General features: G+C 69.4%; 35 protein-coding genes. 34 read left to right on the top strand and 1 reads right to left on the bottom strand.

Features of this window, described 5'->3' with window-relative positions:
• The first annotated feature begins 26 nt into the window (after positions 1-26).
• The 34 genes from ABC138_RS06180 (at position 27) to meaB (ending at position 24,915) form a co-directional block, all read left to right on the top strand.
• Complete coding sequence (locus tag ABC138_RS06180) at positions 27-308, top strand: hypothetical protein (protein WP_068425511.1); 282 nt, start codon at positions 27-29, stop codon at positions 306-308.
• Positions 308-838 carry an N-acetyltransferase gene (locus ABC138_RS06185; protein ID WP_345913054.1) on the top strand — a complete coding sequence of 177 codons (531 nt, stop codon included), beginning with the start codon at positions 308-310 and terminating at the stop codon, positions 836-838. The genes ABC138_RS06180 and ABC138_RS06185 overlap by 1 nt, the downstream gene beginning before the upstream one ends.
• Before the next feature lie 296 nt (positions 839-1,134).
• On the top strand, positions 1,135-1,509 hold the full coding sequence (gene rpsL, locus ABC138_RS06190; protein ID WP_007930014.1) for a 30S ribosomal protein S12: 375 nt from the start codon (positions 1,135-1,137) through the stop codon (positions 1,507-1,509).
• The gene (gene rpsG, locus ABC138_RS06195) at positions 1,509-1,979 is read left to right on the top strand and encodes a 30S ribosomal protein S7 (RefSeq protein WP_068326069.1); all 471 of its coding nucleotides are present in this window, start codon (positions 1,509-1,511) and stop codon (positions 1,977-1,979) included. Before rpsL ends, rpsG begins: the two co-directional genes overlap by 1 nt.
• A gap of 85 nt (positions 1,980-2,064) precedes the next feature.
• On the top strand, positions 2,065-4,188 hold the full coding sequence (gene fusA / locus ABC138_RS06200; RefSeq protein ID WP_068326066.1) for an elongation factor G: 2,124 nt from the start codon (positions 2,065-2,067) through the stop codon (positions 4,186-4,188).
• Between the two features lie 111 nt (positions 4,189-4,299).
• Positions 4,300-5,493, top strand: coding sequence for an elongation factor Tu (tuf, locus tag ABC138_RS06205; protein WP_068326060.1), 1,194 nt, complete (start codon positions 4,300-4,302; stop codon positions 5,491-5,493).
• 166 nt (positions 5,494-5,659) lie between these two features.
• On the top strand, positions 5,660-6,760 hold the full coding sequence (locus tag ABC138_RS06210; RefSeq protein WP_068326057.1) for a YihY/virulence factor BrkB family protein: 1,101 nt from the start codon (positions 5,660-5,662) through the stop codon (positions 6,758-6,760).
• Positions 6,761-7,089: 329 nt separating this feature from the next.
• Positions 7,090-7,398: a 30S ribosomal protein S10 gene (gene rpsJ / locus ABC138_RS06215; RefSeq protein ID WP_007924661.1), complete on the top strand. Its 309-nt coding sequence runs from the start codon at positions 7,090-7,092 to the stop codon at positions 7,396-7,398.
• Positions 7,399-7,415: 17 nt separating this feature from the next.
• Positions 7,416-8,072 (top strand): 50S ribosomal protein L3, encoded by a 657-nt coding sequence (gene rplC / locus ABC138_RS06220; RefSeq protein ID WP_068326054.1) that lies wholly within the window; start codon positions 7,416-7,418, stop codon positions 8,070-8,072.
• A 1-nt stretch (position 8,073) separates the two neighbouring features.
• A complete protein-coding gene (gene rplD / locus ABC138_RS06225) occupies positions 8,074-8,727 on the top strand; it encodes a 50S ribosomal protein L4 (protein WP_068326048.1) in 654 nt (217 codons plus the stop codon).
• Positions 8,724-9,041, top strand: a complete 318-nt coding sequence (gene rplW / locus ABC138_RS06230) for a 50S ribosomal protein L23 (protein WP_281178012.1) — start codon at positions 8,724-8,726, stop codon at positions 9,039-9,041. Before rplD ends, rplW begins: the two co-directional genes overlap by 4 nt.
• Positions 9,042-9,063: 22 nt before the next feature.
• Positions 9,064-9,900, top strand: a complete 837-nt coding sequence (rplB, locus tag ABC138_RS06235; RefSeq protein ID WP_068326045.1) for a 50S ribosomal protein L2 — start codon at positions 9,064-9,066, stop codon at positions 9,898-9,900.
• A 15-nt stretch (positions 9,901-9,915) separates the two neighbouring features.
• The gene (gene rpsS / locus ABC138_RS06240; protein ID WP_007924678.1) at positions 9,916-10,197 is read left to right on the top strand and encodes a 30S ribosomal protein S19; all 282 of its coding nucleotides are present in this window, start codon (positions 9,916-9,918) and stop codon (positions 10,195-10,197) included.
• Entirely contained in the window at positions 10,197-10,607 is a 411-nt protein-coding gene (rplV, locus tag ABC138_RS06245; protein ID WP_345913057.1) for a 50S ribosomal protein L22, read from the top strand. Before rpsS ends, rplV begins: the two co-directional genes overlap by 1 nt.
• A complete protein-coding gene (gene rpsC / locus ABC138_RS06250; protein ID WP_068326042.1) occupies positions 10,607-11,425 on the top strand; it encodes a 30S ribosomal protein S3 in 819 nt (272 codons plus the stop codon). Before rplV ends, rpsC begins: the two co-directional genes overlap by 1 nt.
• Position 11,426: 1 nt before the next feature.
• Positions 11,427-11,846: a 50S ribosomal protein L16 gene (gene rplP, locus ABC138_RS06255; protein WP_068425495.1), complete on the top strand. Its 420-nt coding sequence runs from the start codon at positions 11,427-11,429 to the stop codon at positions 11,844-11,846.
• Complete coding sequence (gene rpmC, locus ABC138_RS06260) at positions 11,846-12,073, top strand: 50S ribosomal protein L29 (RefSeq protein ID WP_068326035.1); 228 nt, start codon at positions 11,846-11,848, stop codon at positions 12,071-12,073. Before rplP ends, rpmC begins: the two co-directional genes overlap by 1 nt.
• 20 nt (positions 12,074-12,093) lie before the next feature.
• The gene (rpsQ, locus tag ABC138_RS06265; RefSeq protein ID WP_255218309.1) at positions 12,094-12,357 is read left to right on the top strand and encodes a 30S ribosomal protein S17; all 264 of its coding nucleotides are present in this window, start codon (positions 12,094-12,096) and stop codon (positions 12,355-12,357) included.
• A gap of 109 nt (positions 12,358-12,466) precedes the next feature.
• Complete coding sequence (gene rplN / locus ABC138_RS06270) at positions 12,467-12,835, top strand: 50S ribosomal protein L14 (RefSeq protein ID WP_007924689.1); 369 nt, start codon at positions 12,467-12,469, stop codon at positions 12,833-12,835.
• A gap of 2 nt (positions 12,836-12,837) precedes the next feature.
• Positions 12,838-13,176 (top strand): 50S ribosomal protein L24, encoded by a 339-nt coding sequence (gene rplX / locus ABC138_RS06275; protein ID WP_068326030.1) that lies wholly within the window; start codon positions 12,838-12,840, stop codon positions 13,174-13,176.
• 1 nt (position 13,177) lies between these two features.
• The gene (gene rplE / locus ABC138_RS06280) at positions 13,178-13,753 is read left to right on the top strand and encodes a 50S ribosomal protein L5 (RefSeq protein ID WP_068326028.1); all 576 of its coding nucleotides are present in this window, start codon (positions 13,178-13,180) and stop codon (positions 13,751-13,753) included.
• Position 13,754: 1 nt separating this feature from the next.
• A complete protein-coding gene (locus tag ABC138_RS06285; RefSeq protein ID WP_007924699.1) occupies positions 13,755-13,940 on the top strand; it encodes a type Z 30S ribosomal protein S14 in 186 nt (61 codons plus the stop codon).
• A 132-nt stretch (positions 13,941-14,072) separates the two neighbouring features.
• Positions 14,073-14,471 carry a 30S ribosomal protein S8 gene (rpsH, locus tag ABC138_RS06290; RefSeq protein WP_068326025.1) on the top strand — a complete coding sequence of 133 codons (399 nt, stop codon included), beginning with the start codon at positions 14,073-14,075 and terminating at the stop codon, positions 14,469-14,471.
• A 12-nt stretch (positions 14,472-14,483) separates the two neighbouring features.
• The gene (gene rplF / locus ABC138_RS06295) at positions 14,484-15,020 is read left to right on the top strand and encodes a 50S ribosomal protein L6 (RefSeq protein WP_068326022.1); all 537 of its coding nucleotides are present in this window, start codon (positions 14,484-14,486) and stop codon (positions 15,018-15,020) included.
• A gap of 3 nt (positions 15,021-15,023) precedes the next feature.
• A complete protein-coding gene (gene rplR / locus ABC138_RS06300) occupies positions 15,024-15,398 on the top strand; it encodes a 50S ribosomal protein L18 (RefSeq protein ID WP_068326019.1) in 375 nt (124 codons plus the stop codon).
• Between the two features lie 34 nt (positions 15,399-15,432).
• Positions 15,433-16,101: a 30S ribosomal protein S5 gene (rpsE, locus tag ABC138_RS06305; RefSeq protein WP_068326006.1), complete on the top strand. Its 669-nt coding sequence runs from the start codon at positions 15,433-15,435 to the stop codon at positions 16,099-16,101.
• Entirely contained in the window at positions 16,101-16,283 is a 183-nt protein-coding gene (rpmD, locus tag ABC138_RS06310) for a 50S ribosomal protein L30 (RefSeq protein WP_007924709.1), read from the top strand. Before rpsE ends, rpmD begins: the two co-directional genes overlap by 1 nt.
• 2 nt (positions 16,284-16,285) lie before the next feature.
• Positions 16,286-16,771, top strand: coding sequence for a 50S ribosomal protein L15 (gene rplO, locus ABC138_RS06315; RefSeq protein WP_068326004.1), 486 nt, complete (start codon positions 16,286-16,288; stop codon positions 16,769-16,771).
• 206 nt (positions 16,772-16,977) lie between these two features.
• Positions 16,978-18,300, top strand: coding sequence for a preprotein translocase subunit SecY (secY, locus tag ABC138_RS06320; RefSeq protein WP_068326002.1), 1,323 nt, complete (start codon positions 16,978-16,980; stop codon positions 18,298-18,300).
• On the top strand, positions 18,300-18,863 hold the full coding sequence (locus ABC138_RS06325) for an adenylate kinase (protein WP_338538648.1): 564 nt from the start codon (positions 18,300-18,302) through the stop codon (positions 18,861-18,863). The genes secY and ABC138_RS06325 overlap by 1 nt, the downstream gene beginning before the upstream one ends.
• Before the next feature lie 3 nt (positions 18,864-18,866).
• Positions 18,867-19,715, top strand: coding sequence for a type I methionyl aminopeptidase (gene map, locus ABC138_RS06330; protein ID WP_082807616.1), 849 nt, complete (start codon positions 18,867-18,869; stop codon positions 19,713-19,715).
• A gap of 136 nt (positions 19,716-19,851) precedes the next feature.
• Positions 19,852-21,714: a methylmalonyl-CoA mutase family protein gene (locus tag ABC138_RS06335; RefSeq protein WP_345913059.1), complete on the top strand. Its 1,863-nt coding sequence runs from the start codon at positions 19,852-19,854 to the stop codon at positions 21,712-21,714.
• Complete coding sequence (gene scpA, locus ABC138_RS06340; RefSeq protein WP_068325996.1) at positions 21,711-23,921, top strand: methylmalonyl-CoA mutase; 2,211 nt, start codon at positions 21,711-21,713, stop codon at positions 23,919-23,921. The genes ABC138_RS06335 and scpA overlap by 4 nt, the downstream gene beginning before the upstream one ends.
• A complete protein-coding gene (gene meaB, locus ABC138_RS06345; protein WP_345913060.1) occupies positions 23,914-24,915 on the top strand; it encodes a methylmalonyl Co-A mutase-associated GTPase MeaB in 1,002 nt (333 codons plus the stop codon). The genes scpA and meaB overlap by 8 nt, the downstream gene beginning before the upstream one ends.
• Before the next feature lie 85 nt (positions 24,916-25,000).
• Here the strand turns inward: meaB and ABC138_RS06350 are convergent, their stop codons facing one another.
• Positions 25,001-26,422 (bottom strand): type II CAAX endopeptidase family protein, encoded by a 1,422-nt coding sequence (locus ABC138_RS06350; protein ID WP_068325992.1) that lies wholly within the window; start codon positions 26,420-26,422, stop codon positions 25,001-25,003.
• Positions 26,423-26,562: the final 140 nt, after the last annotated feature.

The following is a 26,562-nucleotide window of genomic DNA, read 5'->3' on the forward strand; positions in this document are numbered from 1 at the left end:
GCAGTGCCGTGGGGGAGGATGAGCGCATGACCGAACCCGACCGCCGCCACCCGATGTCGGTGCGCGCCACCGCGGCCCGCTGGGGTCTGGGGGCCGTGCTCGTGGTGGGCGCCCTCGTGCTCCTGGTCAAGCCCGGGGGAGTGAGCAAGCTGCTCGGCCTCGCCCTGGCCGGCGCCGCCGTCGTCACCTTCACCCGCCGCTCACGCAGCGACGCGACGATCGTGACGGTCGTGCTGCTCCTGGTCGCGGCGGTCTACGTCGCCGCCTTCGTCAGCGGCAACAGCCACTGGATCACGGACCGGTACTGATGCGCGACGACCTGGTGATCCGCCGGGAGACCCCGGCCGACGCCCTCCCGACGGAGCTCCTCCACGACGCGGCCTTCGGCATCCCGCACGGACGAAGGGAGACCATCGAGCGCGAGCTGCTGCGCGGCCTGCGCGCCGACGGCTCGGTCCTCGACGAGCTGACCTTCGTCGCCGAGCTGGACGGCGGGGTGGTCGGGCACGTCGTGTGCAGCCGGGCCGCGCTGGGTGGGTCACCCTCCGTCGCGCTGGGGCCCCTCTCGGTCCGTCCCGACCTGCAGGGGCAGGGGATCGGCGCCGCGCTCGTCATGGCCGTCGTCGCCAGCGCCGAGCGGATCGCGGTCCCGGTCATCGTGCTCCTGGGGGACCCGGGGTACTACGGCTTCTTCGGCTTCGTCCCGGCCGCCGGGCACGGCATCGGGTCCCCGGAGCCGTGGGAGGAGCAGTACTTCCAGGCGCTGACGCTGCGCGCCTGGCGGCCGCAGATGGCCGGCGAGTTCCGCTACGCGCCCTCCTTCGACCGTCTCGGCTGACATCCCGCGGCGGGGCGCGGCCGGATCGGATTTGTGGCGCTCGGGACCCGCCGGTATCGTTGATCAGCGTGCGTGGCACGGCTGTGCCGTGAAGCGCGCCGGGAGCGGTCGGTGACGACCGCCTCCGCCCTCTTGCCGGGCGCCCGGGCGTGGTCCATCCGGACCGCGGTGGGGAGTGCAGGGAAGAGCACCATCGACGACACACCCGAGTGCGGGGGTCGTGGATGGCATCCAAGGAGCGTCGCCCGGGTCCACCCGGTCGGCGCAGACAACATCACCAACGTACGGAGATCAGGTTGCCTACCATCAACCAGCTGGTGCGCAAGGGTCGGCAGGACAAGCCGTCCAAGGCCGCCACGCCCGCCCTCAAGGGCTCGCCGCAGCGCCGTGGCGTGTGCACGCGTGTGTACACCACCACCCCCAAGAAGCCGAACTCTGCCCTTCGCAAGGTCGCCCGCGTGCGCCTGACGAGCGGCATCGAGGTCACCGCCTACATCCCGGGTGTCGGTCACAACCTGCAGGAGCACTCCATCGTGCTCGTGCGCGGTGGCCGAGTGAAGGACCTCCCCGGTGTCCGTTACAAGATCGTCCGCGGGTCCCTCGACACCCAGGGCGTCAAGGGTCGTCAGCAGGCCCGCAGCCGTTACGGCGCCAAGAAGGAGAAGAAGTAATGCCTCGCAAGGGTCCCGCCCCGAAGCGCCCGCTCGTCGTCGACCCGGTCTTCCAGTCCCCGCTGGTGACCCAGCTGGTCAACAAGATCCTCCTCGACGGCAAGAAGTCCATCGCCGAGTCGATCGTGTACGACGCCCTCGAGGGTTGCCGTGAGAAGACCGGCACCGACCCGGTCCAGACGCTCAAGCGCGCGCTCGACAACGTCAAGCCCTCCTTGGAGGTCAAGTCCCGCCGTGTCGGTGGCGCGACCTACCAGGTCCCGATCGAGGTCAAGCCCGGCCGCGCCACGACCCTGTCGCTGCGCTGGCTCGTCGGCTACGCCCGTCAGCGTCGCGAGAAGACGATGACCGAGCGCCTCATGAACGAGATCCTGGACGCCAGCAACGGCCTCGGTGCCGCGGTGAAGCGTCGCGAGGACACCCACAAGATGGCCGAGTCCAACAAGGCCTTCGCGCACTACCGCTGGTGACAGCAGGTCGGGGCCGGCACCCGTCGGCCCCGACCACCAGCCCGCACGGGCAGACACGACCGCAACGAGCGAGATGAGATAACGAGTGGCACAGGACGTCCTGACGGACCTGACCAAGGTCCGCAACATCGGCATCATGGCGCACATCGACGCCGGCAAGACGACGACGACTGAGCGCATCCTTTTCTACACCGGCGTCAACCACAAGCTGGGCGAGACGCACGACGGTGCCTCCACCACGGACTGGATGGAGCAGGAGAAGGAGCGCGGCATCACCATCACGTCCGCCGCGGTCACCTCCTTCTGGGACGACACCCAGATCAACATCATCGACACCCCCGGCCACGTCGACTTCACCGTCGAGGTCGAGCGGTCGCTGCGCGTGCTCGACGGCGCGGTCGCGGTCTTCGACGGCAAGGAAGGGGTCGAGCCCCAGTCCGAGACCGTCTGGCGCCAGGCCGACAAGTACGACGTCCCCCGCATCGCGTTCGTCAACAAGATGGACAAGCTCGGCGCGGACTTCTACTTCACCGTGCAGACGATCAAGGACCGCCTCGGTGCGGAGCCGCTCGTCATGCAGCTGCCGATCGGCGCCGAGAACGACTTCGTCGGCGTCGTCGACCTGATCAAGATGAAGGCGCTCGTGTGGCCCGGCGACGCCAAGGGTGACGTCACCCTGGGTGCCTCGTACGAGACCCAGGAGATCCCGGCGGACCTGCAGGCCAAGGCGGAGGAGTACCGCAACCACATCGTCGAGCGCGTCGCCGAGGCTGACGACGAGCTCATGGAGAAGTACCTCGGTGGCGAGGAGCTGACCGACGAGGAGCTCAAGGCGGGCATCCGCAAGCTCACGGTCAACTCGGAGCTGTACCCGATCTTCTGCGGCTCGGCGTTCAAGAACCGTGGCGTCCAGCCGGTGCTCGACGCCGTGCGCGACTACCTGCCCAGCCCCCTCGACGTCGCCGCCATGGAGGGCCACGCCCCCGGTAACGAGGACGAGGTCGTGCTGCGCCGGCCGAGCGTCGACGAGCCCTTCTCGGCGCTCGCCTTCAAGATCGCGGCGCACCCCTTCTTCGGCACGCTGACCTTCATCCGCGTGTACTCGGGCAAGCTCGTCCCGGGCACCCAGGTCATCAACTCGACCAAGGGCAAGAAGGAGCGCATCGGCAAGCTCTTCCAGATGCACGCCAACAAGGAGAACCCGGTCGACGAGGCGATGGCGGGCCACATCTACGCCGTGATCGGTCTGAAGGAGACCACCACGGGTGACACCCTGAGCGACATCCAGGCGCCGGTCATCCTCGAGTCGATGTCCTTCCCCGCCCCGGTCATCCAGGTGGCCATCGAGCCCAAGACCAAGGGCGACCAGGAGAAGCTCGGCTCCGCGATCCAGCGTCTCGTCGCCGAGGACCCGACCTTCCAGGTCTCCCTCGACGAGGAGACGGGCCAGACGATCATCGCCGGCATGGGCGAGCTCCACCTCGACGTCTTCGTCGACCGGATGCGGCGCGAGTTCAAGGTCGAGGCCAACATCGGCAAGCCGCAGGTGGCCTACCGCGAGACCATCCGTCGCGCGGTCGAGAAGTACGACTACACGCACAAGAAGCAGACCGGTGGGTCCGGCCAGTTCGCCAAGGTGCAGATCACCTTCGAGCCCCTCGTCACGGACGAGGAGAACGAGGGTGAGATGTACGAGTTCAAGAACGCCGTCACCGGTGGTCGCATCCCGCGCGAGTACATCCCGAGCGTCGACGCCGGCATCCAGGACGCGATGCAGTACGGCGTCCTCGCCGGGTACCCGGTCGTCGGTGTCAAGGCCACCCTGATCGACGGCGCCTACCACGACGTCGACTCCTCGGAGATGGCCTTCAAGATCGCCGGCTCGATGGCCTTCAAGGAGGCCGCCCGCAAGGCCGACCCGGTGCTCATGGAGCCGATGATGAAGGTCGAGGTGCGCACCCCCGAGGACTACATGGGTGATGTCATCGGCGACATCAACTCGCGCCGTGGCCAGATCCAGTCCATGGAGGACGTCAGCGGCGCCAAGGTGGTCACCGGCCTGGTCCCCCTGTCCGAGATGTTCGGCTACGTCGGCGACCTGCGGTCGAAGACCCAGGGCCGGGCGAACTACTCGATGGAGTTCGACTCGTACGCAGAGGTCCCCAAGGCCGTTGCCGAGGAGATCATCAAGAAGACCCGAGGCGAGTGACCGGTAGCATTACCGGGATCCCGACGCGGAACATCCACACACACCCCCAATCGACGCCACCCTGCCGGGATAAGGCGTAACCAAAGAAGACGTCCTGAGGAGGACAACACAGTGGCGAAGGCAAAGTTCGAGCGGAGCAAGCCGCACGTCAACATCGGCACCATCGGTCACATCGACCATGGCAAGACGACGCTGACGGCCGCGATCTCCCGCGTGCTGCACGACAAGCTCCCCGACCTCAACGAGGCATCGGCGTTCGACACGATCGACAAGGCTCCTGAGGAGAAGCAGCGCGGTATCACCATCTCGATCTCGCACATCGAGTACCAGACGGAGTCGCGTCACTACGCGCACGTCGACTGCCCGGGTCACGCCGACTACGTCAAGAACATGATCACCGGTGCGGCTCAGATGGACGGCGCGATCCTCGTGGTCGCCGCCACCGACGGCCCCATGCCGCAGACGAAGGAGCACGTCCTCCTGGCCCGCCAGGTCGGCGTCCCCTACATCGTCGTGGCGCTCAACAAGGCCGACATGGTCGACGACGAGGAGATCCTGGAGCTCGTCGAGATGGAGGTCCGCGAGCTGCTGTCCTCCTACGAGTTCCCGGGCGACGACGTCCCGGTCGTCAAGGTCTCGGCGCTCAAGGCGCTCGAGGGCGACGCCACGTGGGGCGAGTCGATCATGGAGCTCATGGACGCTGTCGACTCCTACATCCCCGAGCCGGAGCGTGACCTCGACAAGCCGTTCATGATGCCCGTCGAGGACGTCTTCACGATCACCGGTCGTGGCACCGTCGTCACCGGTCGCATCGAGCGCGGCATCCTCAACGTCAACGAGGAGGTCGAGATCGTCGGTATCCGCGAGGAGAAGACGACCACGACCGTCACCGGCATCGAGATGTTCCGCAAGCTCCTCGACGAGGGGCGCGCGGGCGAGAACGTCGGTCTGCTCCTCCGCGGCACCAAGCGCGAGGACGTCGAGCGCGGGCAGGTCATCTGCAAGCCGGGCTCGATCACCCCGCACACCGAGTTCGAGGCGCAGGTCTACATCCTGTCGAAGGAGGAGGGTGGCCGGCACACGCCGTTCTACGACTCCTACCGTCCGCAGTTCTACTTCCGGACCACCGACGTCACCGGCGTCGTCTCCCTGCCCGAGGGCACCGAGATGGTCATGCCCGGTGACAACACCGACATGAAGGTCGAGCTCATCCAGCCGATCGCCATGGAGGAGGGCCTGAAGTTCAACATCCGCGAGGGTGGCCGCACCGTCGGCGCCGGTCGCGTCACCAAGATCCTCAAGTGATCCTGGGCTGACCCCGGTCAGCGACCACGCAGGGCCCGTCTCCCCGTCAGGGGAAGGCGGGCCCTGCGTCGTGCCTCGGCCGTGCCGTCGTGTCGGGAGGGCGGAGACGCTCCCTTCGGCCTAGGGTTGGGTCGACCGCTGTACCCGAGCACGGAGAGGCCGCGCCATGGCCACCGCCGAGACCACAGGCGCCGACAGGCGCACCGAGCACGACGGGTTCGACGAGGACGTCAAGCCGTCCCTGCGCGAGCTCAAGGGACGCAGCTGGCGCTTCGCCGCCAAGCGGGCCCTCAAGGAGTTCAGCGCCGACGGGTGCACGGACCTCGCGGCGGCGCTGACCTACTTCTCCGTGCTCTCGATCTTCCCCGCGCTCCTCGCGCTGGTCTCCATCCTCGGTCTGGTGGGGGAGCCCGAGCAGACCAAGACGACGATCCTCGACGTGCTCGACCAGCTCGGCACCGGCAGCGTGAGCGACACGCTCGAGGGGCCGCTGGAGCAGATGGTCACGTCGTCCGCAGCCGGGCTCGGCCTCGTCGTGGGTCTGGCCGGTGCGTTGTGGTCGGCCTCCGGCTACGTCGGGGCCTTCGGCCGGGCACTCAACAAGATCTACGAGGTGCCGGAGGGCCGCAAGTTCATCAAGCTGCGCCCGATGCAGCTCGTCGTCACCGCCGTGCTCCTCGTGCTCGCGGCCGCGATCATCCTCTCGGTCGCGGTGAGCGGCGACCTCGCCCGCGTCATCGGCGACACGATCGGCCTCGGCGACGCGGCGGTGATGGCCTGGAACATCGCCAAGTGGCCGGTCATCCTGCTCGTCGTGGTCTTCATGGTCGGCCTGCTCTACTGGGCGACCCCAAATGTCCGTCAGCCCAAGTTCCGCTGGCTCAGCCCGGGCGCAGCGGTGGCGATCGTCGTCGCGATCCTCGCCTCGGTCGTCTTCGGCTTCTACGTCTCCAACTTCGGCTCGTACAACAAGACCTACGGGTCGCTCGCCGGCGTGATCGTCACACTCCTGTGGCTGTGGATCATCAACAACGTCCTGCTCCTGGGTGCCGAGCTCGACTCCGAGATCGAGCGCTCCCGGCAGCTGCAGGCGGGTCTGCCCGCCGAGGACGAGCTGCCGCTCCCGTTGCGCGACACGACGAAGTCCGATGCGGCCGCCGAGGCCCAGGGCGAGATCGTCGAGGAGGCCCGTTCGCTGCGTATCGAGGGCCTGCACGACCAGGGTCGTTCGGCCGCCGACCTCGCCGACCGGGACCGCCCGGAGTAACCCCCTTCGCCTCCGATTTGGATCAGGCGCGCCGCCTCTGGCACACTTGTCAGGTTGCTTGTTGAGCGGTGGTGCCGCGACCAGCCCTGTGCTGTGGTCGCCGGCGTCATCGCCAGCCCGATGACAACGCATCGCACCGCGCAGCGGGGCGACACATCGGAGCCAGAGCACGATCCGGTTCGTCCGGGTCGACGACCAGGCGCACGATCTGCCCTTCGGCATGTCGTCGCGCTGCGGAGCGGGTGCGACACACCCGACCGCGGGGGTCGGAGACCGGGCCGGGCCCACACAGACCACAGCACGACGGCGAGAGAGAGACGGACACACAGATGGCGGGACAGAAGATCCGCATCCGGTTGAAGTCGTATGACCACGAGGTCATCGACAACTCGGCGCGAAAGATCGTCGACACCGTGACCCGTGCCGGCGCAACGGTGGTCGGCCCCGTGCCGCTGCCGACGGAGAAGAACGTGTTCTGCGTCATCCGTTCGCCGCACAAGTACAAGGACAGCCGCGAGCACTTCGAGATGCGCACCCACAAGCGCCTCATCGACATCATCGACCCGACGCCCAAGGCCGTCGACTCGCTGATGCGTCTCGACCTCCCGGCTGACGTCAACATCGAGATCAAGCTCTGATCCGGGGAAGACGAGACATGACCACCACTGCCACCAAGACCGTCAAGGGCGTGCTCGGCGAGAAGCTCGGCATGACGCAGGTCTGGGACGAGGAGAACCGCCTCGTCCCGGTCACCGTCATCCAGGCCGGCCCGTGCGTCGTCACCCAGGTCCGCAATGTCGAGACCGACGGGTACGACGCCGTGCAGATCGCCTACGGCGCCATCGACCCCCGCAAGGTGAACCAGCCCACGAGCGGCCACTTCGCCAAGGCCGGCGCCACCCCGCGCCGCCACCTCATCGAGCTGCGCACCGCCGACGCCGCCGAGTACACCCTCGGCCAGGAGGTGACGGTCGAGCTGTTCGAGAACGGGCAGGCCATCGACGTCACCGGCACCACCAAGGGCAAGGGCTTCGCCGGCGTCATGAAGCGTCACGGCTTCGCCGGCGTCAGCGCCTCCCACGGTGCCCACCGCAACCACCGCAAGCCCGGCTCGATCGGTGGCTGCGCCACCCCGGGTCGCGTCTTCAAGGGGATGCGCATGGCCGGCCGCATGGGCGGCGTGCGCCAGACCACCCAGAACCTGACGATCCACGCCGTGGACGCCGAGAAGGGCCTGCTGCTCGTCAAGGGCGCCGTCCCCGGCCCCCGCGGTGGCGTCGTCCTCGTCCGCACCTCGGTGAAGGGAGCCTGACGTGCCGAGCATCGACATCATCAACCCGGCCGGAACCGCTGCCGGGACCGTGGAGCTGCCCGCCGAGATCTTCGACGTGCAGGTCAACGTCCCGCTCATCCACCAGGTCGTCGTCGCCCAGCTCGCCGCAGCGCGCCAGGGCACGCACTCGACCAAGACCCGCGCCGAGGTGCGCGGTGGTGGCCGCAAGCCGTACCGGCAGAAGGGCACCGGCCGGGCCCGTCAGGGCTCGACCCGCGCCCCGCAGTTCGCCGGCGGTGGCGTCGTCCACGGCCCGCAGCCGCGTGAGTACAGCCAGCGCACCCCCAAGAAGATGAAGGCCGCCGCCCTGCGCGGTGCCCTCTCCGACCGGGCGCGCCACGGCCGCATCCACGTGCTGAGCGCGCTCCTCGAGGGGGAGACCCCCTCCACCAAGAGCGTCGCCGCGATCCTCGGTGGCCTGAGCGAGCGCAAGAACCTGCTCGTCGTCATCGAGCGCGGCAACGACGCGGCGTGGAAGTCGGTCCGCAACCTCGTGGACGTCCACGTGCTCGCGGCCGACCAGCTCAACACCTACGACGTGCTGTGCTCCGACGACGTCGTCTTCACCCAGGCGGCTCTCGAGGCCTTCCTCGCCGGGCCCGCGCCCAAGAACGCAGAGGAGACGGACAAGTGAGCGAGTCCATCACGAGCGCGTCCCAGATCAAGGACCCGCGCGACATCCTGATCCGTCCCGTCGTCTCGGAGAAGTCCTACGGTCTCCTCGACGAGGGCAAGTACACCTTCATCGTCGACCCGCGGTCCAACAAGACCGAGATCAAGATCGCCGTCGAGCAGATCTTCGGCGTCAAGGTCGACTCCGTGCACACCATGAACCGAGTCGGCAAGGCCCGACGCACCCGGTTCGGCACCGGTAAGCGCAAGGACACGAAGCGCGCGATCGTCACCCTCCGCGAGGGCACGATCGACATCTTCGGCGGCCAGGGCTGACGGAGAGGACAAGGAAGAACCAATGGGTATCCGTAAGTACAAGCCGACCACCCCGGGTCGTCGCGGCAGCTCTGTCGCCGACTTCGTCGAGGTCACGCGCTCCACGCCTGAGAAGTCGCTGGTCCGTCCGCTGAGCAAGACCGGTGGCCGCAACTCCACCGGCCGCATCACCACCCGTCACATCGGTGGTGGCCACAAGCGTGCCTACCGCGTCATCGACTTCCGTCGCCACGACAAGGACGGCGTGCCGGCCAAGGTCGCTCACATCGAGTACGACCCCAACCGCACCGCCCGCATCGCGCTGCTGCACTACGCCGACGGCGAGAAGCGCTACATCCTGGCGCCGAACAAGCTCGCGCAGGGCACGGTCATCGAGAACGGTCCGTCCGCCGACATCAAGGTGGGCAACAACCTGCCGCTGCGCAACATCCCCAACGGCACGACGATCCACGCCGTGGAGCTGCGTCCGGGTGGCGGTGCCAAGCTGGCCCGCTCCGCGGGTGTCAGCATCCAGCTGCTCGCCAAGGAAGGGCCGTACGCCACGCTGCGCATGCCCTCCGGTGAGGTCCGTCGCGTCGACGTGCGCTGCCGCGCCACCGTCGGTGAGGTCGGCAACGCCGAGCAGTCGAACATCAACTGGGGCAAGGCCGGCCGCATGCGGTGGAAGGGCAAGCGCCCGACCGTCCGTGGTGTCGTCATGAACCCGGTCGACCACCCGCACGGTGGTGGCGAGGGCCGTACTTCCGGTGGCCGTCACCCCGTCTCGCCCTGGGGTAAGCCCGAGGGCCGTACCCGGCGTCCCGGCAAGGCGAGCGACAAGCTCATCGTCCGTCGCCGCCGCACCGGCAAGAAGCGCTGATAGGAGCCTTTGGACATGCCTCGTAGTTTGAAGAAGGGCCCCTTCATCGACGACCACCTTCAGAAGAAGGTCGACGTCCAGAACGAAGCGGGCACCAAGAACGTCATCAAGACCTGGTCGCGCCGTTCGGTGATCTCGCCGGACATGCTCGGCCACACCTTCGCCGTGCACGACGGCCGCAAGCACGTCCCGGTGTTCGTCACCGAGGCGATGGTCGGCCACAAGCTCGGCGAGTTCGCACCGACCCGCACCTTCCGCGGTCACGTGAAGGACGACAAGAAGGGACGTCGTCGCTGATGCCTGCCACCGAGACCACCGAGCGGGAGACGCTGTTCGCCCGTGCCTCCGCGCGTCACGTCCGCGTGACGCCGCAGAAGGCGCGTCGTGTCGTGGACATGATTCGCGGCAAGGACGCCATGACCGCGATCGCGACCCTGCAGTTCGCGCCGCAGACCGCGTCCGAGCCGACCCTCAAGGTCCTGCAGAGCGCCATCGCCAACCTGCGCGTCAAGGCCGACGAGGCGGGGGAGCCCTTCGACGAGCGCAACCTCGTCATCTCCTCGGCCTTCGTCGACGAGGGCCCGACGATGAAGCGTTTCCGTCCGCGGGCCCAGGGCCGCGCCGGCCGGATCAACAAGCGCACCAGCCACATCACCGTCCTCGTGACGAGCAAGCCTGAGAAGGCCGCGAAGGGAGGGACCCGCTGATGGGTCAGAAGATCAACCCGCACGGCTTCCGTCTGGGCATCACCACCGACCACAAGAGCCGCTGGTTCGCCGACTCCAACAAGGAGGGCCAGCGCTACCGCGACTACGTCAAGGAAGACGTCGCGATCCGCAAGCTCATGTCCACGGGCATGGAGCGCGCCGGCATCGCCCGCGTCGAGATCGAGCGCACCCGTGACCGCGTGCGTGTGGACATCCACACCGCGCGCCCGGGCATCGTCATCGGTCGCCGTGGCGCCGAGGCCGACCGCATCCGCGGCGAGCTCGAGAAGCTCACCGGCAAGCAGGTCCAGCTGAACATCCTCGAGGTCAAGAACCCCGAGATCGAGGCCCAGCTCGTCGCCCAGGGCATCGCCGAGCAGCTCGCTGCTCGCGTCACCTTCCGTCGCGCCATGCGCAAGGGGATGCAGTCCTCCCTCCGCGCCGGTGCCAAGGGAATCCGGATCCAGTGCTCCGGCCGCCTCGGTGGTGCCGAGATGTCCCGCTCCGAGTTCTACCGCGAGGGTCGCGTGCCGCTGCACACCCTCCGCGCGAACATCGACTACGGCTTCTACGAGGCCCGCACGACCTTCGGCCGCATCGGCGTCAAGGTCTGGATCTACAAGGGCGACATGACCGAGAAGGAGTTCGCGGCGCAGCAGGCGACCGCAGCTCCCCGTGGTCGTGGCCCGCGTCGCGACCGCGACGACCGCCCCGCCCGCGCCCGTCGCGGTGGCGACCGCAACGAGGGTCAGGCCCAGGCCGCCCCCGCTGAGGCTCCCGCCGCCGAGGCTCCGGCCAAGACCGAGGGAGAGTCCTGAGATGTTGATCCCCCGACGGGTCAAGCACCGCAAGCAGCACCACCCCAAGCGCTCCGGCATGGCGAAGGGCGGCACGGCCGTCTCCTTCGGTGACTACGGTCTCCAGGCGCTCTCGCCGGCGTACGTCACCAACCGGCAGATCGAGGCCGCTCGTATCGCCATGACGCGCTACATGAAGCGTGGTGGCAAGGTCTGGATCAACATCTACCCGGACCGTCCGCTCACCAAGAAGCCGGCTGAGACCCGCATGGGTTCCGGCAAGGGCTCGCCCGAGTGGTGGGTCGCCAACGTCAAGCCGGGCCGGATCATGTTCGAGATCTCCGGCGTGGACGAGGAGACCGCTCGCGAGGCCATGCGCCTGGCGATGCACAAGCTGCCGATGAAGTGCCGCTTCGTCGCGCGTGAGGGTGGTGACATCTGATGGCAGTCGGATCGAAGGACCTGACCCCCACGGACCTGCGTGAGCTGACCGACGAGCGTCTGGTCGACGAGCTGCGCAAGGCCAAGGAGGAGCTCTTCAACCTCCGTTTCCAGTCGGCCACCGGCCAGCTGGACAACCATGGCCGCCTCCGCGCGGTCCGCAAGGACATCGCTCGGATCTACACCGAGATGCGCGAGCGCGAGCTCGGGATCGGTGGGTCCAAGTGAGCGAAAACGTGAAAGGACCCGTGAGCTCCACCGTGCGAAACGACCGCAAGACGCGCCGCGGCTACGTCGTCTCCGACAAGATGGACAAGACCGTTGTCGTCGAGGTCGAGGACCGCGTCAAGCACGCGCTGTACGGCAAGGTCATGCGCAAGACCTCCAAGGTCAAGGCGCACGACGAGCAGAACAGCGCCGGCGTCGGCGACCACGTCGTCATCATGGAGACCCGACCGCTGTCCGCCACCAAGCGCTGGCGCATCGTCGAGATCCTCGAAAAGGCCAAGTAAGGCCACCCCGGACGCGAAGGGGGCACACGCCCCCTTCGCCCGGACGAAGACCACATCAGTTCGGCCAGGCTCGCCGCGGCGAGAACCAGCACGACGACAGGAGTGAGAAGTGATCCAGCAGGAGTCGCGACTTCGCGTCGCCGACAACACCGGTGCCAAGGAGATCCTGTGCATCCGTGTGCTCGGCGGCTCCGGTCGCCGGTACGCCGGCATCGGCGACACGATCGTCGCCACCGTCAAGGACGCCATCCCCGGTGGCAATGTCAAGAAGGGTGACGTCGTCAAGGCGGTCATCGTTCGTACCACCAAGGAGCGTCGCCGCAACGACGGTTCCTACATCAAGTTCGACGAGAACGCCGCCGTCATCCTCAAGGCCGACGGCGAGCCGCGCGGGACGCGCATCTTCGGCCCGGTCGGTCGCGAGCTGCGCGACAAGAAGTTCATGAAGATCGTCTCGCTCGCACCGGAGGTGATCTGATCATGGCAAAGCTCAAGATCAAGAAGGGCGACCTCGTCCAGGTCCTGTCCGGCAAGGACAAGGGCCTGCAGGGCAAGGTCATCTCGGTCGACACCGAGACCCAGCGCGTCGTGGTCGAGGGTGTCCAGCGGGTCACCCGCCACACCAAGGCCGGCATGGGTGGCCAGGCCGGTGGCCTGGTCGTCTCCGAGGCGCCGATCCACGTGAGCAACGTGGCCGTCGTCGACCCCGAGGACAACAAGCCGACCCGCATCAGGACCCGCGTCGAGACCGTCGAGCGTGACGGTCGCACCAAGGCGAGCCGCACCCGCGTCGCGGGCCGCTCGGGCAAGGACCTCTGAGATGACTGACACCATCGAGACCCAGGCCGTCGAGGCCCCGCGCCTCAAGGGCAAGTACGCCGACCAGGTCGTGCCGGCCCTCCAGGAGCAGTTCGGCTACGGCAACGCGATGCAGGTTCCCCGCGTCGTCAAGGTCGTCGTCAACATGGGCGTCGGCGACGCCGCCAAGGACAGCAAGCTGATCGAGGGCGCCATCCGCGACCTGACCGCCATCACCGGTCAGAAGCCGCAGGTGACCAAGGCCCGCAAGTCCATCGCGCAGTTCAAGCTCCGCGAGGGCATGCCGATCGGTGCGCACGTCACGCTGCGCGGCGCCCGCATGTGGGAGTTCCTCGACCGCCTCACGGCGATCGCGCTCCCGCGCATCCGTGACTTCCGTGGCCTGAACCCCAAGCAGTTCGACGGCAACGGCAACTACACCTTCGGTCTCACCGAGCAGTCCATGTTCCACGAGATCGACCAGGACAAGATCGACCGCGTCCGGGGCATGGACATCACGGTGGTCACCACCGCGACGAACGACGACGAGGGCCGCGCGCTGCTCAAGCAGCTGGGCTTCCCCTTCAAGGAGAACTGACATGGCGAAGACCGCCCTGATCAACAAGGCGAACAAGAAGCCGAAGTTCAAGGTCCGCGGTTACACGCGGTGCCAGCGCTGCGGCCGGCCGCACTCGGTCTACCGCAAGTTCGGCCTGTGCCGTGTGTGCCTTCGTGAGATGGCGCACCGCGGCGAGCTCCCCGGCGTGACCAAGTCCAGCTGGTGACCCACCCGGGCCGACCGACCCCGGCCGGCCCACTGCGACCCCAGGTCGCACCACCCCCCACGAACCGTTCTACATCGAAGGTCGCTCCGGTCCCCGGAGGGAAACCGCGATGAGAGAGGGCAGGCAGAGCCCATGACCATGACCGACCCGATTGCGGACATGCTGACCCGCGTCCGGAACGCCAACTCGGCGCACCACGACGAGGTCTCCATGCCGTACTCCAAGCTCAAGTCGCACATCGCGGAGATCCTCCAGGCGGAGGGTTTCATCGCGGGTTGGACCGTCGAGGAGGCGACCGTCGGCAAGACGCTGACCGTCTCCCTCAAGTACGGCCCCAACCGTGAGCGCTCCATCGCGGGCGTGCGCCGGGTGTCCAAGCCCGGTCTGCGCGTGTACGCGAAGTCCACCAACCTGCCGAAGGTGCTCGGCGGCCTGGGCGTGGCGATCATCTCCACGTCCTCCGGCCTCCTCACCGACAAGCAGGCCGCAACCAAGGGTGTGGGTGGGGAAGTCCTCGCCTACGTCTGGTAAGGGGAAGCAGACATGTCGCGTATTGGACGACTCCCGGTCGCCATCCCCAGCGGTGTCGACATCGCCATCGAGGGCCAGACCGTCAAGGTCAAGGGCCCCAAGGGCGAGCTGCAGGTCAACGTGACCGAGCCGATCACGGTCGAGAAGACCGAGGCCGGCGTCGAGGTCAGCCGCCCGAACGACGAGCGCGAGTCGCGTTCGCTGCACGGCCTGACCCGCAGCCTCATCCACAACATGGTCATCGGTGTCACCGAGGGCTACGAGAAGAAGCTCGAGATCCACGGCACCGGTTACCGCGTGGTCAACAAGGGCGGTTCCCTGGAGTTCGCTCTGGGCTACAGCCACCCGATCACGATCGAGGCCCCCGAGGGCATCAGCTTCAACGTCGAGAACCCGACGCGCTTCAGCGTGCAGGGCATCGACAAGCAGCTCGTCGGCGAGACCGCTGCCGTCATCCGCAAGCTCCGCCGTCCCGACCCGTACAAGGGCAAGGGTGTCCGGTACGAGGGCGAGCACATCCGTCGCAAGGTCGGAAAGGCTGGTAAGTAAGCCATGGCCAAGATCATCAAGCGTGCCAAGGGCAAGAGCGCTGCTCGTGGCCGTCGCCACCTGCGCCTGCGCAAGAAGGTCAGCGGGACCGCCACGCGCCCCCGTCTGGTCGTGACGCGCAGCAGCCGCCACGTCTTCGTCCAGGTCGTCGACGACACCGTCGGCAAGACCGTCGCGTCCGCGTCGACCATGGAGGCCGACGTTCGCGCCCTCGATGCCGACAAGACCGAGCGGGCCAAGAAGGTCGGTGAGCTCGTCGCCGAGCGCGCGAAGTCCGCTGGCGTCGAGGCCGTCGTCTTCGACCGCGGTGGCAACCGCTACCACGGTCGCGTCGCCGCCATCGCGGACGGCGCCCGCGAAGGGGGTCTGACCCTGTGATGCAGGCCCAGAACGTCGAGAAGAGGAACATCTGATGCCCGGACCCCAGCGTCGAGGCGCCGGTGCCGCCGCAGGCACCAACGAGCGCTCCAGCAACGACCGTCGTGACAACCGTGGCGGTGGCCGCGACCGTCGTGACGGTGGCCGCGACCGCACCGAGAGCCAGTTCCTCGAGCGCGTCGTGACCATCAACCGTGTCTCCAAGGTCGTCAAGGGTGGTCGTCGCTTCAGCTTCACCGCCCTGGTCGTCGTCGGTGACGGCGACGGCACCGTGGGTGTCGGCTACGGCAAGGCCAAGGAGGTGCCCGCGGCGATCGCCAAGGGTGTCGAGGAGGCGAAGAAGAGCTTCTTCACCGTCCCGCGCATCCAGGGCACCATCCCTCACCCCGTCCAGGGTGAGGCCGCGGCCGGTGTCGTCATGCTCCGTCCGGCCTCCCCGGGTACCGGTGTCATCGCCGGTGGTCCGGTGCGCGCCGTGCTCGAGTGCGCCGGCATCCACGACGTGCTGTCCAAGAGCCTCGGCTCGGACAACGCGATCAACATCGTCCACGCGGCGGTCGCGGCCCTGAAGGGTCTCGAGCGTCCGGAGGCCGTCGCGGCTCGCCGCGGTCTGCCCCTGGACCAGGTCGCCCCGGCAGCCATGCTGCGTGCCCAGGCCGCTGGTCGCGCCGAGGCCGCCGACAAGGCGAAGGCGGGTGCATGATGGCACGTCTGAAGGTGACCCAGACCCGTTCCGAGATCGGTGGCAAGCAGAACCAGCGCGACACCCTGCGCAGCCTCGGTCTGAAGCGCATCGGCGACGTCGTCGTCAAGGAGGACCGCCCGGAGATCCGTGGCATGGTCCAGACGGTTCGCCACCTGGTGACCGTCGAGGAGGTTGACTGATCATGGCTGACTCCAAGGCCACCCCGAACCCGGAGCAGGGTTCCACCCACGCGCTGAAGGTGCACCACCTTCGTCCCGCCCCCGGTGCCAAGACCGCGAAGACCCGTGTGGGTCGCGGTGAGGGCTCCAAGGGCAAGACGGCCGGTCGCGGTACCAAGGGCACCAAGGCCCGGTACCAGGTGCCGGAGCGCTTCGAGGGTGGTCAGACGCCGCTGCACATGCGTCTGCCCAAGCTCCGTGGCTTCAAGAACCCGTTCAAGACCGAGTACCAGGTCGTGAACCTCGACCGCATCTCCGCGCTCTTCCCCGAGGGCGGCAGCGTGGGCGTCGAGGAGCTCGTGGCGAAGGGGGCCGTCCGCGACGGCCACCTCGTCAAGGTGCTCGGCTCCGGCGACATCACGGTGAAGGTCGACCTCACGGTCGACGCCTTCTCCGCGAGTGCCAAGGACAAGATCGAGGCGGCCGGCGGCAGCATCACCGCTCGCTGACCCCCTTCGGTCCCGCGTGAGGCCGCCCCGTGCTCGGGGCGGCCTCGACGCGTCTTCTTGACCCGTGCCGGCGCACCCGGGCGAGCGGGTCATGTCGCGGCCTCCCGGACGCGGCAGGTATCGTCTGACAGGTTGCGCCGCCGCCGGTGGCCACCTGCCCGCAGCACACCCACTGCACCCACGGCACCGTCCCTGGAGGAACCCACGTGCTCTCCGTCTTCACCCGGGCGTTCAAGACGCCCGACCTGCGGCGCAAGCTGCTCTTCACGTTGGGCATCATCGTGCTCTTCCGCCTCGGCTCCCACGTGCCGACGCCGAACGTGAACTACACGGCCGTGCAGGCGTGCATCGCCGGCGCCCGGGACGACGCCAGCAACAACTTCCTCGGCATGGCCAACCTCTTCAGCGGGGGTGCCCTCCTGCAGCTGTCGATCTTCGCGCTCGGGATCATGCCGTACATCACGGCGAGCATCATCGTGCAGCTGCTGACGGTCGTCATCCCCCGCTTCGAGCAGCTGAAGAAGGAGGGGCAGCAGGGCCAGGCGAAGATGACGCAGTACACGCGGTACCTGACCATCGCGCTGGCCGTCCTGCAGTCGGCCACCTTCATCACCTTCGCGCGCAACCCCGCGAGCCTGTTCAACAACGCGGACTGCGGACCGATCCTCTACCGCGAGTCGATGTTCTCGATCATCCTCATGGTGCTGACGATGACCGCCGGCACGGGCCTGATCATGTGGCTCGGCGAGCTCGTCACGGACAAGGGTGTCGGCAACGGCATGTCCCTGCTGATCTTCACCTCGATCACCGCGACCTTCCCCGGCTCCCTGTGGGCCATCCAGCAGAAGGACGGCCGCTGGGACATCTTCTTCCTCGTCATCGCCATCGGCCTGGTGATCATCGCCGCGGTCGTCTTCGTCGAGCAGAGCCAGCGCCGCATCCCGGTGCAGTACGCGAAGAAGATGGTCGGGCGCCAGATGTACGGCGGGACCTCCACGTACATCCCGATCAAGGTCAACATGGCCAACGTCATCCCGGTCATCTTCGCCAGCTCCATGCTCGCGCTGCCGCAGATGATCGCCCAGTTCCAGACCGACCCGGCGGGCAACAACCCCGGGTGGGTGGACTGGATCAACACCTACCTCGTGCGGGGTGACCACCCCATCTACATGGCGGTCTTCACCGCGATGATCCTCTTCTTCACCTTCTTCTACGTCTCGATCACCTTCAACCCCACGGAGGTCGCGGACAACATGAAGAAGTACGGGGGGTTCATCCCCGGTATCCGCGCCGGGCGACCCACGGCCGAGTACCTCCAGTACGTGCTCACCCGCATCACCGTGCCGGGAGCCATCTACCTCGCTCTGGTCTCGTTGATCCCGCTGATCGCCCTCGTGCTCGTCGGCGCCAACCAGAACTTCCCCTTCGGCGGTACGTCTATCCTCATCATGGTGGGCGTCGGTCTGGAGACGGTGAAGCAGATCGAGTCCCAGCTCCAGCAACGCCACTACGAAGGATTCCTCCGCTGATGCGTCTCATCATCCTCGGCCCGCCCGGCGCCGGCAAGGGCACCCAGGCCACCGCGATCGCCCAGCACTACGGCATCCCGGCTGTCTCCACCGGTGACATCTTCCGGGCCAACATCAAGAACGAGACCGAGCTCGGGCTCCAGGTCAAGGAGATCCTCGCGACGGGTGGCTACGTCTCCGACGACATCACCAACGCGATCGTCGAGGCCCGCCTCGACGAGGCCGACGCCGAGCCCGGCTTCCTCCTCGACGGCTACCCGCGCACGACCGCGCAGGTGACCGCCCTGGACGCCATGCTCGCCAAGAGCGACCACTCCATCGACAAGGTGCTCGAGCTCGTCGTCGACGACGAGGTCGTCGTCCAGCGGCTCCTCAAGCGCGCCGAGCTCGAGGGGCGCGTCGACGACACCGAGGACGTCATCCGCGAGCGGATGGCCATCTACCACCGCGAGACCGAGCCGCTGTCCGACGCGTACGAGGCCCGTGGGCTCCTCGTCACCGTCGACGGCGAGGGCGAGGTCGAGGACGTGGCGCGGCGGATCTTCGCCGCCCTCGACGCCTGAGCCTTGTCGTTCTTCGGCCGCGAGCGGTTCCGCGCGCGCACCCCGGACGAGCTCCGGGCCATGCGCGTGGCGGGGCTGCTCACCGGCCGCACCCTGGAGATGCTGCGGGGGGAGGTCCGCGCGGGCACCACGACCGGGCACCTCGACGCGCTCGCGGAGGAGTTCATCCGCAGCGGCGGGGGAGTGCCCAACTTCCAGCTCGTGCCCGGCTACGCGCACACCCTCTGCACGTCGGTCAACGACGAGATCGTCCACGGGATCCCCGGTGACCGCGTGCTGCGCGAGGGTGACCTGCTGAGCATCGACTGCGGTGCCGAGGTCGACGGGTGGAACGGCGACAGCGCCATCACCGTCGTCGTCGGCGGGGACGACGCGGCGCACCCGGCCGCGGCGCGCCTGTCCGAGATCACCCGACGCTCCCTGTGGGCCGGGATCGCCGCCCTTCGTCCCGGTGGGGACCTGAACGACGTCGGGGGCGCGATCGAGGACTCGATCCGCGACGACGGCCGGGCCGACGGCGTGGCCTACGGCATCGTCGAGGACTACACGGGGCACGGCATCGGCGAGCACATGCACCTGCCGCCCAACATCCCCAACTACCGCGTCCGGGGCCGCACCCCGCAGACGCCCGTCGGCACCACGATGGCGATCGAGCCCATGGTCACCCTCGGCGACCAGGCCAACCACGTCCTCGACGACGACTGGACCGTGGTCACCGACGACGGCGGGCCCGCGGCGCACTGGGAGCACTCCGTCGCCCTCACCGCGCGCGGCATCTGGGTGCTCACGGCCCTCGACGGCGGCGAGGCCGAGCTCACGGCCCGCGGCGCCCCCTTCGCCCCCCTGGACTGACCCCGACGAGGACCGGCGGATGTGGCGCACGCGACGTCGGGTGCCGGTTCGTGGGCCGTCGTCGCTCGGTAGGGTGCGAGTCAGTCATGCCATCGGCGGCGCGCCGGTGCCTGCGTCGATGAGGAGAGCTGCCCGGATGTCCCTTCCCCCTGCACACGACGACGTGATGGGGCTGGCCGCCGGCTTCCCGAGCACGGGCCCCGATGCGTGGGCCGAGCTCGCCGCCGCGGTGGTCAACAGGTCCCGCCCCGAGGACCGTCGGGTCGACGGCGCCGGCGCCCGTGAGGCGCTGACCAGCCACCTGCCCGGTGGGCTCGACATCGACCCGATCTACTGGCCGGAGCCGGGGCGCGCGCTCGGTCTGCCGGGGGCGATGCCCTTCACCCGCGGCCGCGGCCCGCGCCACCCCGACCTGCCGTGGGACGTGCGCCAGCTCCACGACGACCCGGACGCCGCGACGAGCCGCGCCGCCGTCCTCGACGACCTCGAGCGCGGCGTCAGCTCGGTCTGGTTGCACGTCGGCGCCGACGGCATCACCGCCGGTGACGTCGCCGAGGTCCTCACCGATGTCATGGTCGACCTCGCCCCGGTCGTCGTCAGCTCGAGCGACGACCAGCCCGCCGCCGCCGCCGCGCTCGTCGCCGCCTGGGAGGCGAAGGGGGTCGACCCTGCCCTCGTCGCCGGCAGCCTCGGTCACGACCCGGTCGGCCAGGTCGCCGCCCGTGGTGGCACCCCCGACCTGGCTCCGCTCGCGGACGCCGTCGCCACCTGTCGCGACCGGTTCACCGGGGTCCGCGCGATCACCGTCGACGCCCGCGTCCACCACGACGCCGGCGCGAGCGACCAGGACGAGATCGCCCTCGCCCTGGCCACCGCGCTCGACTACGTGCGCCACCTGTCGCAGTCGGGCGTCGACCCGGCCGAGGCCTTCCGCCGCATCGACTTCCGCGTGGCGGCCACTGCCGACCAGTTCGCGACCATCGCCAAGCTGCGCGCGCTGCGCCGCACGTGGGCGCGCGTCGGCGAGGTCCTCGAGGTCCCCGAGCCCGACCGGGGTGCATGGGTCCACGCCGTCACGTCCTGGCGCATGCAGACCCGCACCGACCCCTGGGTCAACCTCCTGCGGGACACGATCGCGTGCTTCGCCGCCGCTGCGGGCGGCGCCGACGCGATCACCGTGCTGCCGTACGACCACGCCCTGGGCCTGCCGACGGCCTTCTCCCGCAGGGTCGCCCGCAACACCCAGTCGCTGCTGTCGTCCGAGTCCAATGTCGCCAGGGTGGCCGACCCCGCGGGTGGCTCGGCCTATGTCGAGTCGCTGACCGACGAGCTGGCCCGTGCCGCCTGGGCCTGGTTCGGAGAGCTCGACGCCGCGGGTGGTGCTGCCGCCGGCCTGGCGTCCGGTGCGGTCGCCGAGCGCCTCGCGGCGACCCGCGCCGAGCGCGACGCCGCCCTCGCCACGCGGGCCCTCCCGCTCACCGGCACCTCGACCTTCCCGCTGGCGGGGGAGCAGCTGCTCCAGCGCACCGCCCGGGTGCAGCTGCCCGGCGAGGGCCTGCCCCGCCGTCGTGACGGTGAGGTCTTCGAGGCGTTGCGCGAGCGCACCGCCACCGGGGACGTCAGCGTCCCGGTCCTGGCCCTCGGTCCCGCCCGTGAGCACACCGCCCGCCTGACCTTCGTCGCCAACCTCCTCGGCGTCGCCGGCATCCGGCCCGACGTCGTGGAGGTCACCGACGCCGCCGACATCGCGGCCGCCGACGCCCCGGTCGTGATCATCGCCTCCTCCCGGACCGGCTACGAGGCGCTCGCCGAGGCGAGCGTCGCCTCCCTTCGCTCCGCCGGCGTGCAGCGCGTCCTCGTCGCCGGCTCGGCCACGGAGCTCGGCGGGACCACCGTCGACGGCGAGATCCGCGACGGCATGGACGTCGTCGCCTTCCTCACGGAGCTCTTGGACCTCCTCGACACCCCCCGCGCCCCGCAGGCAGGAGCAGACGCATGAGCGCGCAGATCCCCACCTTCGACACCGTCGACCTCGGCGAGGGCACCCCGTCCCCGGACGCCGCCGCCCGCTGGCAGGAGGCGCTCGAGGCGACCCCCGGTGCGGCCGACGGCTGGGAGACGCCGGAGAAGATCGCGGTCGCCCCGGTCTACACCGAGGCCGACACCGCGGACCTCGACTTCCTCGAGACCGCCCCGGGCGCGGCCCCCTTCCTCCGCGGCCCGTACCCCACGATGTACGTGAACCAGCCGTGGACGATCCGGCAGTACGCGGGCTTCTCCACGGCCGAGGAGTCCAACGCGTTCTACCGGCGCAACCTCGCTGCCGGGCAGAAGGGCCTGTCCGTCGCCTTCGACCTGGCGACGCACCGCGGGTACGACAGCGACCACCCGCGCGTCTCCGGTGACGTCGGCATGGCGGGTGTCGCGATCGACTCGATCTACGACATGCGCACCCTCTTCGACGGCATCCCGCTGGACCGGATGAGCGTGTCGATGACGATGAACGGCGCGGTCCTGCCGATCCTCGCCCTCTACGTCGTCGCGGCCGAGGAGCAGGGGGTGAGCCCGGAGCAGCTGAGCGGCACCATCCAGAACGACATCCTCAAGGAGTTCATGGTCCGCAACACCTACATCTACCCGCCGACGCCGTCGATGCGGATCATCTCCGACATCTTCGCGTACACGAGCCAGCGGATGCCGCGGTTCAACTCGATCTCCATCTCCGGCTACCACATGCAGGAGGCCGGGGCGACGCAGGACCTCGAGCTCGGCTACACGCTCGCCGACGGCATCGAGTACATCCGGGCCGGCAGGGCGGCCGGCATGGACGTCGACGCCTTCGCGCCGCGGCTGTCCTTCTTCTGGGCCATCGGGATGAACTTCTACATGGAGGTCGCCAAGCTGCGCGCTGCGCGGCTGCTGTGGGCGCGCCTGGTCAAGGAGAACTTCGAGCCGACCAACGCCAAGTCGCTCTCGCTGCGCACCCACTCGCAGACCTCCGGCTGGAGCCTCACCGCGCAGGACGTCTACAACAACGTCGTGCGCACGTGCGTCGAGGCGATGGCCTCGACGCAGGGCCACACGCAGAGCCTGCACACCAACGCGCTCGACGAGGCGATCGCCCTGCCGACGGACTTCTCCGCGCGCATCGCCCGCAACACCCAGCTCGTGCTCCAGCAGGAGTCGGGCACGACGCGGGTCATCGACCCGTGGGGCGGCAGCGCCTACGTCGAGCGCCTGACGCACGACCTCGCGCAGCGCGCCTGGGCCCACATCGAGGAGGTCGAGGCGGCCGGCGGCATGGCCAGGGCCATCGAGGCCGGCATCCCCAAGATGCGGATCGAGGAGGCGGCCGCCCGCACGCAGGCGCGCATCGACTCCGGCCAGCAGCCCGTCATCGGCGTCAACACCTACCCGGTCACCGAGAGCAGCGTCGACGAGGCCATCGAGATCCTCAAGGTGGACAACGCCGCGGTCCGTGCCTCGCAGATCGCCAAGCTCGAGCGCCTGCGTGCCGAGCGGGACGAAGGGGAGGCCCGCGCCGCCCTCGCAGCGCTCACCGAGGCGGCACGTGCCGAGGGCGGCACGATGGAGACCAACCTCCTGGCGCTCGCGATCGACGCGGCCCGCGCCAAGGCGACCGTCGGCGAGATCTCCTCCGCGCTGGAGGAGGTCTACGGCCGCTACACCGCGCAGATCCGTACGATCTCGGGTGTGTACCGGGACGAGGCAGGCAAGGGCGGGGCCGTCGACGAGGTCCTGGCCAAGGTCGAGGAGTTCGAGCAGGCCGAGGGCCGGCGCCCCCGGATCCTCGTCGCCAAGATGGGCCAGGACGGCCACGACCGCGGGCAGAAGGTCATCGCGACCGCCTTCGCCGACCTCGGCTTCGACGTCGACGTGGGCCCGCTCTTCCAGACGCCCGCGGAGGTGGCCCGTCAGGCCGTCGAGGGCGACGTGCACGTCGTCGGGGTGTCCTCGTTGGCCGCGGGGCACCTCACCCTGGTGCCCGCGCTGCGGGCCGAGCTCGACGAGCTCGGGCGCGAGGACCTGATGATCGTCGTGGGCGGTGTCATCCCCGACCAGGACTTCGAGGAGTTGCGCGCCGCCGGTGCCGACGACATCTACCCGCCGGGGACCGTCATCGCCACGGCGGCCGGTCGCCTCGTCGACCGGCTGCGGGAGCGGGCCGCCGGCACCGATGCCTGAGTCGGTCGCCGACCTCGCCCAAGGGGTGCGCGATCGCTCCCGGGCGCACATCGCCCGGGCGATCACGCTCGTCGAGTCCTCGCGCCCGGACCACCGGGAGCGAGCCCGCGAGCTGCTCGCGCTGATCGCCCCGCACACCGGTCAGGGCATGCGCGTGGGCGTCTCGGGGATCCCGGGCGCCGGCAAGTCGACCTTCATCGACGCCCTCGGCACGCGGCTCATCGAGCGCGGCCACCGGGTCGCCGTCGTCGCGGTCGACCCGAGCAGCGCGCGCACCGGCGGCTCGGTCCTCGGTGACCGCACCCGGATGGCGTCGCTGACCGCGAGCGAGGACGCCTTCGTCCGGCCGTCGCCGTCGGGTGCGCACCTGGGTGGCGTCGCGCGGGCGACCCGTGAGGGGATGCTCGTGCTCGAGGCAGCCGGGTACGACGTCGTGCTCGTCGAGACCGTCGGTGTCGGCCAGTCCGAGGTCGCGGTCGCGGAGATGGTCGACACCTTCCTCATGCTCGCCCTGGCCCGCGGCGGCGACCAGCTCCAGGGCATCAAGCGCGGCATCCTCGAGATGGCCGACGTCATCGCCGTCAACAAGGCCGACGGCGAGCACGCGGGCGATGCCCGCGTCGCCGCGCGCGAGCTGGCCGGCGCGATGCGCCTGATGAACTCTGACCCCGACGCCCGCCGTCCCCCGGTCCTCACCTGCAGCGCGCACACCGGCGACGGTCTCGACGAGGTGTGGGAGGCCGTGCTCGAGCACCGTGCCTACCTCGAGGAGCAGGGCTCGCTCCTGGGCCGGCGCGCGGAGCAGCAGCGCGAGTGGATGTGGGCGATGGTCGACGCCGAGCTGCGTGACGCCGTGCGCCGCTCGCCGCGGGTGCGGGAGCTCCTCGGGGCGCTCACGAGCGGGGTGCGCTCCGGCGAGGTGAGCGCCGTCGACGGTGCCGCGCGCATCATCGAGGCCTTCTCCGCCGACCTCGCCGAGCGATCCGGCGGCTGACGCGTCCCCGGAGTCCGCGTCCCGGAGCCCGCATTCCCCTAGGGCAATGCACATCCCGTGTGCATTGCCCTAGGGGAATGCAGCGTCAGGCGAGTGGGTCGGCAGGCGCGGGGGAGCTCGTGGCCGGGGCGCCGAGCTTCTTCGGGGCGACGCCGGCGCGGCGCGCCTGCCACAGCAGGATCGCCGTCATGACGAAGGTCGCGAGCACCCCGAGCCCGGCGGTCCCCGCGGTGCTCGTCGTCTGCTCGGTGACGTACGCGTCCTGGAGCCCGCCGAGCAGGGTCAGGCCGATGGTGATGACGAGGTTGTTGACGACGTGGAGCACGATCGCGGCCTCGAGCCCACCGGTGCGCCACGTGAGGTAGCAGCAGGCGATCGCCATGCCGCCGAGGTCGAGGAGCACCCACGGGTCGAGCGAGGTGTGCGCGAGCGCGAAGAGCGCGGCCGACAGGACCGTCGTCACGACGAGGGCGATCACGGGGCGCCGGATCCACGCGCCGACGCCCTGCATGAGCCCGCCCCGGAAGGCGACCTCCTCACCCGCTGCCTGCAGGGGAGTGGTGAGCACCGTGATGACGAGCAGCCAGGGCCAGTGCTCGGGGCGCGCGCTGGTCTCCTCGCCGCCGGCGAACCACATGACCGCGAGGTAGGCGCCCCACACGATCGTCGTGACGAGCGCCGCGCGCAGCAGCCACCGCCAGCGGATGCGGCCCGCGACGGAGAAGAGCTTGCCGACGGGCCGCCAGTGGCCCACCCGCGTCGCGACCATCGTGGCCGGGATGAGCCCGGCGAGGATGAGGTTGCCGATGAGCATCGTCACCGGGGCGGCGGGGTCGACGTCCGCGCTCCCGGTGGCGTCGAGCATCGACGGGTCGAGGACGAACCACAGGATGCTGAGCGCGACCGCGATGACGACGAAGGTCGCGATCCCCGCGGCCAGCGCGAGCAGGGGCCGCCACCAGCGGTAGCCGGTGGTGCGCATCTGGTGGACGTAGCTGCGCGGCTCGTCGTCGGGCAGTGGGGCGAAGGGAGATCGCGCGGCGGTCGTCGGACCGGCGTGCCGGCGGGCGGCCTCGACGAAGGCCACCGCCACCGGGTGGATCCCCGCCTCCGCTGCCAGCGGCAGGGCCGAGAGGGTCGCGAAGGGAGCTCCGCCGGACCGCACGGTCGCCGGAGCGGCCGGCCCCGCGGGCTCGTCCGTCGTCCAGGTCGTCCCGGGAGCGGTGAGGTAGTCGCCGGCCGGGCGGGCGCCCCCTTCGTCCCCGCCGAGCGGACCGACGACCGGCAGGCCGAGGTGGAGAGCCCAGGAGATCGTCGGGTCGTGCACCGTCGGGTCCGTCTCGGGCGAAGGGAGGACCCACACCCCGTCGAGGTCGGGCGTGGGCGCGGCGCCGGTCGGCAGGCTCACCACCTGCGCGTCCGGGGCCAGGACGGACAGCGCGCGCCGCGCGTGGAGTGCGTCGGGCCGGTCCGTCGGTCCGACGAGGGCGATCCTGGGGCCGGTCATGGCTCGACCCTACGTGGGGGTGAGGATTTCCCTCTGGGTGGCCCCATGCCGTAATCTTGACTGTCGGTCACGTCTGTCATGCCTTCCCGGTCCCCGGGGGGGCGTTGCACGCGTGCCGCCCAGGCCACTCCCACCCAGGG

Origin of the sequence: Janibacter sp. LM (assembly GCF_039631275.1) — a bacterium.
Classification (GTDB): domain Bacteria; phylum Actinomycetota; class Actinomycetes; order Actinomycetales; family Dermatophilaceae; genus Janibacter; species Janibacter terrae.